This is a genomic window from Pseudomonas sp. NPDC008258, from assembly GCF_042956345.1.
GTDB lineage: Bacteria > Pseudomonadota > Gammaproteobacteria > Pseudomonadales > Pseudomonadaceae > Aquipseudomonas.
In genome coordinates this window covers 18,507-31,728 of the sequence record NZ_JBIBGE010000050.1, presented here as the reverse complement: position 1 = coordinate 31,728, position 13,222 = coordinate 18,507, and the positions used below count along the sequence as shown (strand labels likewise).

Annotated in this window: 10 protein-coding genes; 2 read left to right on the top strand and 8 right to left on the bottom strand. The window is 64.3% G+C overall.

The window, feature by feature from the left end:
• Positions 1–174: 174 nt before the first annotated feature.
• Positions 175–4,449 carry a DEAD/DEAH box helicase gene (locus ACFY9W_RS27195; RefSeq protein ID WP_391137361.1) on the bottom strand — a complete coding sequence of 1,425 codons (4,275 nt, stop codon included), beginning with the start codon at positions 4,447–4,449 and terminating at the stop codon, positions 175–177.
• 247 nt (positions 4,450–4,696) lie between these two features.
• Between ACFY9W_RS27195 and ACFY9W_RS27190 the strand changes: the two genes are divergently transcribed.
• A complete protein-coding gene (locus ACFY9W_RS27190) occupies positions 4,697–5,110 on the top strand; it encodes an NUDIX domain-containing protein (protein WP_391137358.1) in 414 nt (137 codons plus the stop codon).
• On the opposite strand, the gene metR is transcribed toward ACFY9W_RS27190, so the two are convergent.
• The gene (gene metR / locus ACFY9W_RS27185) at positions 5,094–6,011 is read right to left on the bottom strand and encodes a transcriptional regulator MetR (RefSeq protein WP_391137355.1); all 918 of its coding nucleotides are present in this window, start codon (positions 6,009–6,011) and stop codon (positions 5,094–5,096) included. The two genes, ACFY9W_RS27190 and metR, sit on opposite strands and share 17 nt — an antisense overlap.
• Before the next feature lie 196 nt (positions 6,012–6,207).
• On the opposite strand from metR, the gene ACFY9W_RS27180 reads away from it, so the two are divergent.
• Positions 6,208–7,203 carry an alpha/beta fold hydrolase gene (locus ACFY9W_RS27180; protein WP_391137352.1) on the top strand — a complete coding sequence of 332 codons (996 nt, stop codon included), beginning with the start codon at positions 6,208–6,210 and terminating at the stop codon, positions 7,201–7,203.
• 117 nt (positions 7,204–7,320) lie between these two features.
• Here the strand turns inward: ACFY9W_RS27180 and ACFY9W_RS27175 are convergent, their stop codons facing one another.
• The 6 genes from ACFY9W_RS27175 to ACFY9W_RS27150 form a co-directional block, all read right to left on the bottom strand.
• On the bottom strand, positions 7,321–7,656 hold the full coding sequence (locus ACFY9W_RS27175) for a GlpM family protein (protein WP_025754578.1): 336 nt from the start codon (positions 7,654–7,656) through the stop codon (positions 7,321–7,323).
• A gap of 25 nt (positions 7,657–7,681) precedes the next feature.
• Entirely contained in the window at positions 7,682–9,010 is a 1,329-nt protein-coding gene (locus ACFY9W_RS27170; protein ID WP_391137347.1) for a sigma 54-interacting transcriptional regulator, read from the bottom strand.
• A complete protein-coding gene (locus ACFY9W_RS27165) occupies positions 9,007–10,911 on the bottom strand; it encodes an ATP-binding protein (protein WP_391137344.1) in 1,905 nt (634 codons plus the stop codon). The genes ACFY9W_RS27170 and ACFY9W_RS27165 overlap by 4 nt, the downstream gene beginning before the upstream one ends.
• Before the next feature lie 73 nt (positions 10,912–10,984).
• Positions 10,985–11,719, bottom strand: coding sequence for an amino acid ABC transporter ATP-binding protein (locus tag ACFY9W_RS27160; protein WP_003258023.1), 735 nt, complete (start codon positions 11,717–11,719; stop codon positions 10,985–10,987).
• Positions 11,716–12,387: an ABC transporter permease subunit gene (locus ACFY9W_RS27155; RefSeq protein ID WP_391137341.1), complete on the bottom strand. Its 672-nt coding sequence runs from the start codon at positions 12,385–12,387 to the stop codon at positions 11,716–11,718. Before ACFY9W_RS27155 ends, ACFY9W_RS27160 begins: the two co-directional genes overlap by 4 nt.
• The gene (locus ACFY9W_RS27150; protein WP_391137338.1) at positions 12,388–13,134 is read right to left on the bottom strand and encodes an ABC transporter permease subunit; all 747 of its coding nucleotides are present in this window, start codon (positions 13,132–13,134) and stop codon (positions 12,388–12,390) included.
• Positions 13,135–13,222: the final 88 nt, after the last annotated feature.

Sequence of the window (13,222 nt, the reverse complement as noted above, 5' to 3'; positions counted from 1 at the left end):
GCGCGAGTAGTATTTGCCCTACTGAAAAGCGGAGACGAGTATCGATCAAAAGCCGCTTAAAAAACTTCCCTAAAACCATAGAATCTCCCACAGGTGCATCATCACCTTCTGGCTTTGTGATATTCCTGTGGGAGCTGGCTTGCCGGCGATAGGGCCGGTAAAGCAAAAAGGTGCCTAGAGCGTGTCGCGCAGCAGTTTCTGCCGCCAGCTTTCCTGCTCCTGTGCTGGGGCCTCGATCAGATACGAATAGCGCCCGGCCACCCGCACCGCCACCGGTACCCCGTCGCGGTACAGCAGGCGATTTCCACTCACCGCCGGTACCTTGGCCCCCGGCAGCAGCGAGCCGATCAGGTTCAGCGGGTCGCTGGCACTCACCACCAGCAGCGCGCCGTCCGTTTCACGCCGCCGTACCTGGCGCAGTAGCCCCACCGCCTCCGGCAAGGCGAACTGCTCACCTGCCAGCCCGGCTATGAAACGCCCGCCACGAATCTCGCCACGTGCCTCCAGCCGGTGATAGCAGCGCAGCAGTTCACGCCAGGGCGGCAGCACATCACTCTCGCGCTCCAGCAGCCGCCAGCAGATCACGCCATAACGGCGTAACAGCGTGCGGGCGATATGCTCCAGGCGCTGGCTGTCGTCCACTGTGCCCCTGCGCAGCAATGCCCAGCGCCCGGCATGGGCCATGCTGCTGGACAACGGCGCATGGCCGCGTCGGCTGTTGCGTGACGTGCGCTTCGCCGCCGGGGTGATCAGGCTGCGCAGGCCGGTGAAGCTGTCGGCGCCCGCAAGGCCGGCACCTACCAGTTCCTGCAGTGCTGTTTCCAGTTCACTGGGCAGCAGGTGTGCGTCTTCTGTCAGTTCGTCAAAAAACAGCGCGCCATGTGCCTGCAGCACCCCGTGCACGCGCTGCGCCCGCGCCCCGAGGCTTTCAGGGGCGGGTACAGAGGCAAGGCTGCGCCACAGGTTCAGGTGTTCACGCGGCAGCAGCACCAGCGGTGTGCTGGACAAGGTATTGCTTGCCACGGTTGCGGCCAGCCGGCTCCAGGCGAATTGCCCGTTGCGGCAGGCATCATCCAGCCAGTGCGGGCTGTAGTCCTTGATGCGCGCCGGCAGCAATTCGGCTTCCCAGGCCCCGGCCGCGCTGGGGAAGCCCTGCAACTGGCCCAGTACCTCGGCCACCGCTTGCGGGCCACGCAGGCGTTCGTCGGGCGCCATATGCTGCCAGTCGAACAGGAAACGCATGAAATCCTGCAAAGTGACCGGCTCGATCTCACGGCGCAGGCGTTTGACCGTGTAGCGGTGGATGCGCGCCAGCAGATGGCGTTCGCACCATTGCAGGTCACTTGCACCGGGGCTGAAATGCCCGCGCAGCACATAGCCTTCGGTTTCCAGGCGGGCCAGGGCCTGCCCGATGTCGCTTGCCGACTTGCCCAGTGGCGCAGCGATTTGCGCGTGATACTGCGGGCCGTGACCGCTCAGGCGGGCACGTAGCAGTTCGCTCAGTGCACTGTCCGGGTCAAACGCCTGGTCGAAACCGGGAAGCAGTTGCAGCGCAGGTTCCAGGCGCGCTGCCGGGTAAAGCGCCAGCATCAGGTTCAGGCGTTCGCGGGCCAACCACAGTGTGTGATCGGCCAGGCGCAAGGCCCGCCCGGCCTTGGCCAATTGCCTGAGCAGCAGATCCCAGCCGGGATTAGCCTCGACTTCCGCCTGGCTGATGGCGCCCAGGCTCATCAGCGCTTCATGCATTTCGTCGGCATTACCCGGCTGTGGCCAGGCCTCGGCCGCGACCGCGGCAATGGCATCGGCGTCCAGTGCCCCCATGTCGTCGCCGCTCTGCACTTCGTTCCAGCGCCGGTTCAGCACCGCCTGGGTACGCCGCTCCTCTAAAGGCGCATCGTCGAGGAAGGCGTACGGCCGGGCATTGAGAATCGCCGCAGCCAGCGGCGAAGGGGCCGGCAGGTCGCGGCTCAGCAGGCGCACTGCGCCGCTTTCCATACGCCGCAACAGGGCCAGCCAACCTTCGCTGTCCATCGCTTCATGCAGGCAATCGTCGAGGGTTTGTTCGACCAGTGGGTGATCGGGAATCTGCCGCTCGCCGGCGATGTTTTCCAGGCAGGCGATCTGGTCGGGGAACACGGCAGCCACCAGGTCCTCGCTCTTCATCCGCTGGATCTGCGGCGCCACTTTGCGCCCGCCCACGAAGCGCGGCAAGGCCATGGCCACGCTGGCATTCCAGCGCCAGCGCACGCCAAACAGCGGCGCATCGAGCACGGCTTGGACAAGTATCGGCTCGGCGCTGCGGCTATTCAGGTAACGCCACACTTCGTCCAGCTCGAAACTGTGGCTGGTCGACAGCGACAGGACGATGGCATCTTCGCTGGCGGCAGCCTGCAGCTCGAAGTTGAAGGTGCGGCAGAAGCGCTTGCGCAGGGCCAGGCCCCAGGCACGGTTGATGCGGCTGCCGTAGGGCGAATGGATGATCAGCTGGGTACCGCCGGACTCATCGAAAAAGCGCTCCATCACCAACGTATCCTGCGAGGGCAGGGCGCCAAGCACCTCGCGGGTGCGGGCCAGGTAGTCGAGCAACTGGCTGGCGCAGTCTTCGCCCAGTTCAAAGGTAGACTGCAACCAGGCCAGTACCTTGAGAATATCGCCGCCAGTCTGGGTCAGATGCTGGTCGATTCGCGCCTGTAACCGGGCCACGGCGGCAGACAGCTCGTTGCTGCGCCCCGGCGCTTCACCCAGCCAGAACGGAATGGTCGGCGGCAGGCCATGGGCATCCTCCACCCGTACCCGGCCGGGCTCGACGCGCAGGATGCGGTACGAGGCGTTGCCCAGCTGGAAGATATCGCCGGCAATGCTCTCCACGGCAAAGTCGTCATTCACGCTGCCGATGTTCAGCGCCTGAGGTTCCAGCAATACGGCGTAGTCGGCGTTGTCAGGGATGGTGCCGCCGCTGGTCAGCGCCGTCAGCTGGCTGCCACGCCGGCCACGCAGCGTGCCGCTGACCGCATCGCGGTGCAAATAGGCGCTGCGCACGCCCTGTCGGCCGTTATAGCCCTCGGCGAGCATGTTGAGCAGCGCCTGGTAGTGGCGCTGGTCGAGCTCGGCATAGGGCGTGGCCTGGCGCAGGCAGTCGAACAGGGCTTGTTCATGCCAGTCCTGGTTGCTGGCTTCGGCCACGATCTGCTGGGCCAGCACGTCCAGCGGTGCGCGGGGGATGTGCAGTTGGTCCAGTTCGCCTTGGCGCACGCAGTCCAGCAGGGCCACGCATTCGATCAGGTCATCACGTGAGGTGGGGAACAGGCGCCCTTTGGGCACGCCGTCGACCTGGTGCCCGGCGCGGCCGACCCGTTGCAGGAAGGCGGCAATCGAACCCGGCGAGGCGATCTGGCACACCAGGTCGATATCGCCGATATCGATGCCTAGTTCCAGCGACGCGGTGGCCACCAGCACTTGCAGTTGGCCGTTTTTCAAGCGTTGTTCGGCATCCAGGCGCAGCTCCTTGGACAGGCTGCCATGGTGCGCGGCGACCGCCTCCTTGCCCAGCCGGTCGCTGAGGTGGCGGGTGATGCGCTCGGCAAGGCGCCGTGTGTTCACGAATATCAGCGTGGTGCGGTGTTCACGGGCAAGGCTGGCCAGGCGGTCGTAGACCAGGTCCCAGACATCGTTGGCCATCACCGCGCCAAGTGGCACCGGCGGCACTTCGATGGCCAGGTCGCGTTGGCGCGCATGGCCGACATCGACGATGGCGCAGGGGCGCCCGCTACCGGTCAGAAACCGTGCCACCCGCTCGACCGGGCGTTGTGTGGCGGAAAGCCCGATACGCCGCAGTGGCCGTTTGCACAAGGCTTGCAGGCGCTCCAGGGTCAGCGCCAGGTGGGCCCCACGCTTGTTGCCGGCCAGGGCGTGGATTTCGTCGACGATTACCGTGTGCACGTTGCCCAGGCCTGCACGGCCTGAAGCAGAGCCCATCAACACGTACAGCGATTCGGGCGTTGTCACCAGGATGTGCGGGGCCAGTTTGCGCATGGCTGTACGTTCTTTTTGCGGCGTATCGCCCGTGCGCACGGCCGTGGTGATGCGTGGGCCGTTCAGGCCTTGCTCTGCGAGGGCCTGGCTGATGCCTTCGAGCGGGGCTTGCAAGTTCAGACGGATGTCGTTGGACAGTGCCTTCAGTGGTGAAACGTAGATCACCTGGGTTTGCGCGGGCAGCGCGCCCTGCTGCTCGAGGCCCTGGCGGAACAGCTCGTCGAGCACGGTGAGGAACGCACTGAGGGTTTTGCCCGAGCCGGTCGGGGCGGCCAGCAGCATCGACTGGCCCGCATGGATCAACGGCCAGGCCTGGGCCTGGGCATCGGTGACCGTGGCGAAGTGGCGGCGGAACCAGGCGCTGACGGCGGGGTGGAACAGCTCGAGCACCGGGTGGTGTTTGGCGGGCAGGTTCATCAGTTGGTTATGGCGGGTGTGGGGCGGGTTGGCAAGGGGCCGTTCGTCTGGCAGGGCAGTCATGGCCTGTGCCGGCCTCTTCGCGGGCACGCCCGCCCCCACAGGTACTGCGCAGCTTTCAAAGCCTTCGGTAATCCTGTGGGAGCGGGCGTGCCCGCGAAAGGGCCGGTACAGGAAACACTGGCCTTGTCAGGCCAATCAACCCCATGGGATCCTCCCCGGCCAAATTTTTCAGCGAACCCAGCCCATGCCCAACACCATCCGCATCGCCGCCGCCCTGTTGATCGACCCGCAGGGCCGCACCCTGCTGGTACGCAAGCGGGGCACCGAGGCCTTCATGCAGCCAGGCGGCAAGATCGATGCCGGTGAAACGCCAGTGCAGGCGCTGGTGCGCGAACTGCGCGAGGAGCTTGGCCTGCACATCGACCCGGCCCAGGCCGTGCACCTGGGCCAGTTCAGTGCCCCAGCCGCGAACGAACCGGGCTTCGAGGTGCAGGCCGAGCTGTTCCGTGTCGACAGCGCCGCGGCCGTGGTGCCGGCTGCGGAGATCGAAGAGGTGGTCTGGCTGGCCGCTGACCAGGCGCCCGTCGTGCAACTGGCGCCGCTGACCCGCGACCTGATACTGCCGCTGTACCGCCAGGCGGTCAGCGCACCGCGCTGACGCCGTCGAGGGTGGCGAACGAGGTGTCCTTGGCGGTCAGCAGGAAGTCGCGCATGTACGGCGCATCGAGCATGTCGGTGCGCACGGCAGCATAAAGGGTGGCAAACAGGCCTTTCTCACCCAGGCGCTTGCCCTTCACATAGCCGCGCGAGCTGTACTCGTGCAGTGCCCAGTGCGGCATGCCGCACACGCCACGGCCGCTGGCCACCAACTGCATCATCATCACTGTCAGCTCCGAGGTTCTCACCGCGGCTGGCTCGATGTCGGCCGGTTCGAGGAAGCGGGTGAAGATGTCCAGGCGGTCGCGCTCCACCGGGTAAGTGATCAGCGTCTGGTCGAGCAGGTCCTGCGGCACGATGTACGGCTTGCTGGCCAGCGGGTGCTGGTTGGCCACCGCCAGCATCGCCTCATAGGTGAACAGCGGTACATAGGTGATGCCTGCCAGGTCCAGCGGGTCGGACGTCACCACCAGGTCAAGATCGCCGCGGGCCAGGGCCGGCAGCGGAGCAAAGGCAAACCCGGAGGCCAGGTCCAGTTCCACTTCCGGCCAGGAATCACGGAACTGGTCGATGGTTGGCATCAGCCACTGGAAACAGCTGTGGCATTCGATGGCCATGTGCAGGCGGCCTGCAGTGCCACCGGCCAGGCGCGCGATGTCACGCTCGGCACCGCGCAGCAGCGGCAGGGTGGCATCGGCCAGTTGCAGCAGGCGCAGCCCAGCACTGGTGAAGCGTATCGGCTTGGTCTTGCGCACGAACAGCGGCAGGCCCAGGCGTTCTTCCAGCTCCTTGAACTGGTGCGACAACGCCGACTGGGTCAGATGCAAACGATCGGCGGCCTCTACCAGGCTGTCGGCCTCGCGCAAGGCATGAAGGGTTTTCAGGTGACGGATCTCCAGCACAGCTGACTCCGGGGTGTGGGATTGAACAAGCAGGGGATGAGTTGAGTTTCTCTCATGTTGCTACGGCTGTCGACTGGACGTTCGGCCGCACCGTCTGGCGGGAGTCATGAAACTGTCACCGAACTGTGGCAGCGCGCCCGAACAGAATTCATCAGACTCGCGCTCTACTGGGGATCTGCATTCTGGTGTTTCTTTCATGCGGGCTTTTTGGCTTTTTCTTTTCTTCCTGATCAGCGTACCTGCGAGTTTTGCCGAACAGCGTTGTGACGCCCATGTTCCGGTACAGCGCGCCGACCTTGGCGCCGTCAGCCTGGTGTACCAGAGCGTCGGTGCCCCGCGTGACCCGGCCTTGTTGCTGGTCATGGGCCTGGGTGGGCAACTGATCCATTGGCCGGACGATGTGGTCGAGGCTTTGTGCCGCCAGGGCTTTCGGGTCATCCGTTATGACAACCGCGATGTAGGCCTGTCACGCTGGAACCAGGTGCCACCGTCGGCCAACCTCACGGTCGAGCTGTTGCGCTACAAGTTGGGCCTGCCGGTGGCGGCGCCCTATACGCTGACTGATATGGCCGATGACGGCTTGCGCCTGATGGACGCGCTGGGTGTGCGCCAGTTTCATGTACTGGGTGTGAGCATGGGCGGCATGATCGCCCAGCACTTGGCTGCCATGGCGCCCGAGCGAGTACGCAGCCTGACGTTGGTCATGTCCAGCTCAGGCGCGGCAGGGTTGCCGGCGCCGGATCCGGCGCTGGTGCAGTTGCTGGCCCGGCGCAGCGCGCCCAACCGCGAAGTGGCCATCGAGCAGCAGGCCGACCTGCTGGCGGCCTTGGGCAGCCCCGAAGTGCGGGACGACCGCGCTGCGTTGCTGCACCAGGCGGCGGTGGCCTACGACCGGGCGTTCAACCCGGACGGGGCCAAGCGCCAGATCATGGCGATACTGGCCGAGCCGAGCCGGGTCGAGCTATTGAACCAGTTGAGGGTGCCGACACTGGTGGTTCACGGCACGGCTGACCCGCTGCTGCCGGTGATGCATGGCGTGCATCTGGCGGCGCATATCCAGGGCAGCCAGTTGCGCCTGATTCCGGGGTTGGCGCACCGCTTTCAGGAACCGTTCAAGGCGCCGTTGCTGGGTGCAGTGCTGCCTTATCTGCAGGCGCATCGGCAGGATGTCACGCATATCGCCGGGCTTTGAACCGGCGGTGCCTTCTTCGCGGGCACGCCCGCTCCCACAGGGATAGCGCCAGCCTTGCATCGTGCGCGGTCGATGTGGGAGCGGGCGTGCCCGCGAAAGGGGTCACGCCGATACAGATCAGTGCATCCGCACCCACAAGGTCACCAGTACGGTCGCGGCCATCAGCCAGGCTACCGTGGCCAGTGCCAGCGAGGCCTCCAGGCGCAGCCGGTCGACCAGCACATACAGGGTCGCCAGGTACACGAAATACGGAATGATCGACCACATGCCGAACAGGATGGTGGTCTTCAGGTCGGCAATGCTGCGCCCCTTGCCAACGATGTAGTGGGCAATCAGGGCAAAGGTCGGGAACAGGGGTACCAGGCCGGCTATGTAGTAATTCCGTGTCTTTGACAGCACTGCCAGCAGCAGCACCACGCCAGCGCCCAAGGCAGCTTTGAATACCAGATCCACGTTGTCTTTCCAGTTTGGGTTGAGGTCAGCCGAGGCCGTATTTCTTTACTTTGTCGAACAGGGTGGTCTTGGCCATGCCCAGTTCCTGGCTGGCCTGGCTCAAGTTGCCACCGGTGCGCTGCAGGGCATCGCTGAGCAGGTTGCGCTCGAATGCCTCCACCGCCTCGGCAAAGCCAAGGCCCTGGCTGGCACTGCCGCTGGGGCCTTTCTTGAACGCTGGCAGGCCGAGGGCGTAGCGTTCAGCCACATTGCGCAGCTCGCGCACATTACCCGGCCAGTCGTGAGCCATCAGGCGAGACAGGGTCTGGCTGTCCAGCGTCGGTGTTTCCCGGTCGAAGCGCAGGGCCGATTGCTGCAGAAAGTGTTCGAACAATTGCAGGATGTCTTCACGGCGCTCGCGCAGCGGCGGCAACTCCAGGGTCACCACATTCAACCGGTAGTACAAGTCGCTGCGGAACTGGCCACTCTGGCCCATGCTGTCGAGGTCGGCTTTGGTCGCGGCGATCACCCGGCAATCCACTGGGATGCTCTGGTTCGAGCCCAGGCGCTCCAGCGTTCGTTCCTGCAGCACGCGCAGCAGCTTGATCTGCAGGTTGATGGGCATGCTCTCCACTTCATCGAGGAACAGCGTGCCGCCATTGGCGTGCTCGATCTTGCCGATGCGGCGTTTGCCGGCGCCGGTGAAGGCATTGGCCTCGTGGCCGAAAATCTCGCTTTCGAACAGGTTTTCCGGCAGGCCGCCACAGTTCAGCGCCACGAATTGTTGGCCCTGGCGGCGGCTGAAATCGTGCAGGCAGCGTGCGACCAGCTCCTTGCCAGTGCCGGTTTCGCCTTCGATCAACACGTTGGCCGAGGTATCGGCAACGTTGGCGATCAGTTCACGCAGGTGTTCCATGGCCGGTGAGCGGCCAATGATGCGCCCCTCAAGGCTGCTCTGCCCGGCCAGTTGCCGGCGCAGGGCTACCACTTCGCGCGAAAGCCCCCGCTGTTCAAGGGCGCGGCGCACCACGTCGACCAGGCGCTCCGGGGAGAACGGCTTTTCCATGAAGTCGTAGGCGCCATTGCGCATGGCGCCTACCGCCATGTCGATATCGCCGTGACCGGTGATCAACACCACCGGCAAGCTGCGGTCACGGGCCTTCAGGCGGTTGAGCAGCTCCAGGCCATCGATGCCCGGCAGGCGGATATCGCTGACGACGATGCCGGCGAAATCCTCGCCGATGCGTTCCAGCGCTTGTTCAGCGCTGCCCACGCCCTCGCAGGCGATGTCCTCAAGGGCCAGTGCCTGCTGGCAGCCGAGCAACACATGCGGGTCGTCTTCGACGATCAGGACGGTAAGAGGCGCTTGGTTCATGGGTGCTCTGCCGATTCGCTAGGAGGTGAAACCAGGGGCAGGGCCAGGACGAAGGCCGTGCCGCCGGTGGCGGGGTGCTCGACGTTGAGGCTGCCCTTGGCGGCGGCGGCGAGGCTCGCAGACAGGGTCAGGCCCAGGCCCAGGCCATGTTCGCCCGGTTTGGTGGTGAAGAAAGGTTCGAACAGGTGCTTGCGCGCCTCGGCGTCGATGCCGTGGCCATTGTCGCGCACCTGCAAACGGTACTTGTCGCCCTGCAGCTCGCCTTCCAGCCATAGCTCGGGCAACGGTTGCGTGGCCATGGCATCGAGGGCATTGCCGATCAGGTTGACCAGAATCTGCTCAAGGCGGGTCTGGTCGATGGCCAGTTGCTGGTCCTCGAACTGGTGGTGCAACTGCAAATGGCAGGCGCTGATGCGGTTGGCCAGTACCTGCAGGGTGGCCTCCACCGCCTTGGCCAGCGAGGCCTGGCCGCCGTCGTCGCCACGCCGGGCGAACGAGCGCAGGCTGGCGGTAATGCGGCCCATGCGGTCGATCAGGTCGTTCATGGTGCGCAGGTTGGCGCTGGCGGTTTCCAGCGCCCCGCGCTCGAGGAAACGCACGGTGTTGCCAGATAGCGTGCGCAGCGCGGCCAGTGGCTGGTTCAGCTCATGGGCAATGCTGGTGGACATCTGCCCGATGGCGGCCAGCTTGCCAGCCTGCACCAGCTCGTCCTGGGCGTGGCGCAAGGTTTGCTCGGCATGCCGGCGCTCGCGAATCTGGCCTTTCAGGCGCTCGTTGCTGGCACGCAGGTCGGCTGTACGTTCGGTAATCCGCCGCTCCAGCTGGCTGTTGGCTTCCTCAAGGGCTTCACGGGCTGCCAGGCGAGTGGCAATGACCTTGCGCCGTTCGTTCCAGGCGATGCCGAGAATTGCCAGCAGGGCAAAGGCCACGCCCACCAGGATACCTTGCACCATGGATTCGCGGCGCAGGTCCTGCAGGGGCGTCAGCAGGGTGAAATGCCAAGGGGTATCCACCAGGCGACGGGTCTGGGCCAGGTAGGAAACCTCGTGGGGTTTGCCCGTTGCGGTTTCGCTGTTGGCCGGGAAGGTGAGTTTTTCCACGCCATCGGCCAGGGTTTCCCGGGCCAGTGGCTGCAGTTCGTTGAGCGGCCACCAGTAGTACTGCAGGCTGCGCGCCAGGCGCTCCTTGATTTGCGGGGTGAGCGGGCGCACCGACTTCAGGCGCCGGGCCGGGTCGCTGGAAAGGATGATGATGCCGTTCTCGTCGCTGACGAACGCCTCCAGCCGGGCACGCTGCCAGCGCTCTTCAAGGGTGTCCAGGCGCACCTTGATGACTGCCACGCCAATGATCTTGCCGTGTTCTTCCAGGCCATGGGCCAGGTAGTAGCCGGCTTCGCCAGTGGTGCTGCCGATGCCGTAGAAGCGCCCTGGCTCGCCGCGCACGGCGGTCTGGAAGTAGGCGCGAAATGACAGGTCTTCACCGAGGAACGAGTCGGCGTCGCGCCAGTTGCTGGTTGCCTGGACGCGGCCATTGGTGTCGAGGACGAAGATGGCCCGGCTGCGGCTGCGCCGGTTCAGGCCTTCAAGGTATTCGTTGACGGTTTGCCGTGAGCCGCCATCAGGGTCGGTGAGCAGGTGCGAGACGCTGTCTTCCAGCTCCAGCAGGCTCGGCAGGTAGGTGTATTTGCTGATTTCGCTTTCGACCGTGCGCGCGTGCAGCTCCAGCTGGCGCTCGCCATTTTCGCTGAGGGTGCGAATACCGTTGCTCTCGCTGACCAGGTAGCCAGCCAACCCCAAACCGACCATCAGCAGGATGATCAGGGGCGGCAACAGCAATTGGCGGAGCAGGCGGGAATTCACGGCAGGCTTGGCAGGGAGAAGAAGCGAAGGGTCGCATTTCATCACAGTGGCCTTGTCACGACCAGCGCCAGCTGCCCGAAAGGGCAGCGGCACTGACCGGTTCAGTGAGGCAAAATCAGTGTTGCAGGATCTTGCTGAGGAAGTGCTGGGTACGTTCGTGGCGGGCCGACGGGTTGCCGAAGAAGTCTTCCTTCTGGCAGTCCTCGATGATGTTGCCCTTGTCCATGAAGATGACGCGGTTGGCCACTTTACGGGCGAAGCCCATTTCGTGGGTCACGCACATCATGGTCATGCCTTCGTGGGCCAGTTCGACCATTACGTCCAGTACTTCGTTGACCATTTCCGGGTCCAGGGCCGAGGTCGGTTCGTCGAACAGCATGACGATCGGGTCCATCGACAGGGCGCGGGCGATGGCTACACGCTGCTGCTGCCCACCGGACAGCTGGCCAGGGTGCTTCTTGGCGTGGGCGCCGAGGCCGACGCGGTCAAGCAGGGCCAGGCCTTTCTTGGTCGCTTCCGCCTCGCTACGGCCAAGCACCTTGCGCTGGGCGATGGTCAGGTTTTCGGTAATCGACAGGTGCGGGAACAGTTCGAAGTGCTGGAACACCATGCCAACCCGCGAGCGCAGCTTGGGCAGGTTGGTCTTCGGGTCGGCAATCGAGGTGCCATCGACCACGATGTCGCCCTTCTGGAACGGCTCCAGGGCGTTGACGCACTTGATCAGGGTGGACTTGCCCGAACCCGAAGGGCCACAGACCACCACCACTTCACCCTTCTTGACCTCGGTGCTGCAGTCGGTCAGTACCTGGAAGTCCCCGTACCACTTGTTGACGTTCTTGATGGAAATCATACGGTGATCCTTTTTTGCAGGCGCTTGACTAGCCACGAAGCGGAGAAGCTGATGAGGAAGTACACGACACCGGCGAAGATCAGGAACTCATGAGAGCGCCCGATGATGTCGCCGTTGGAGCGTGCCGAGTTGAGGAAGTCCACCAGGCCCACGGTGTACACCAGCGAGGTGTCCTGGAACAGGATGATGCTCTGCTGCAGCAGCAGCGGGGTCATCTTGCGGAAGGCCTGGGGCAGGATGATCAGGCGCATGGTCTGGCCGTAGGTCATGCCCAGTGCCTGTGCAGCGCCCATCTGGCCCTTGGAAATCGACTGCACGCCGGCGCGGACGATTTCGCAGAAGTACGCAGCCTCGAACATCATGAACGCCACCACGCACGAGGTGAAGGCACCCACGGGGGTGTCCTCGCCGGTGATCCAGCGCAGCACGAACGGCACCGCCAGGTAGAACCAGGTGATCACCAGCAGCAGCGGGATGGAGCGGAAGTAGTTGACGTAGGCGCCGGCCACGCGCGACAGCAGCTTGCTCGAAGACAAGCGCATAAGGGCCAGGATGGTGCCCAGCACGATACCGCCTACCACGCCCATGACCATCAGTTGCAGGGTCATGACCATGCCTTCCCACAGGGCCGGCAGCGCAGGGATGATTTCGCTGAAGTCCATTTCCATTTATTTGCCCCCCACGGAAATCAGGCCAGGCACGGCGACTTTCTTCTCGACCATGCGCATCAGCAGCATCAGGCCCATGTTCAGGGTGAAGTAGATCAGCGTGGCCAGGGTGAACGCCTCGAACAGGTTGGCCGAGAACTCAGCGGTCTGTTTGGTTTGCGCCAGCAGTTCCATCAGGCCGATCAGCGACGCCACCGAGGAGTTCTTGAACACGTTGAGGAACTCGGAGGTGAGCGGCGGAATGATGATCCGGTAAGCCTGCGGCAGTAGCACATTGGTATAGATTTGGGGCAGGCTGAAGCCCATGGCGCGTGCGGCGGCTTCCTGGCCTTTGGGCAGCGCCTGGATACCGGTACGCACCTGTTCGCAGACGCGGGCGGCGGTGAACAGGCCCAGGCAAATGACCACGCTGATCAGTGCCGAGGTAGTCGGGTTGAGGTCTTGCTTGAACCATTCCTGCAGGCCCTCAGGCAGCAGGTCCGGCACCAGGAAGTACCAGATGAACAGCTGCACCAGCAGCGGCACGTTGCGGAACAGCTCCACGTAGGCGGTGGCGATACCGGATACCACGCGGTTTGGCACGGTACGCATGACGCCGAGCACCGAGCCCAGCAGCAAGGCGATGATCCAGGCGGAAATGGCGATGGCGATGGTCCAGCCCAGACCGGTGACGTACCAGTCCAGATAAGTCTCGCTGCCCACGCCGGTGGACTTGAAGAACACGCCCCAGTCCCAGTTGTAATTCATCGGGATTTCCCCTCAGACGGTTGTTTCACGGGCACCTTCCAACATCCGAGGGCGTTAAGCCCTCGGATGAAAGGTTAGACACTAACGG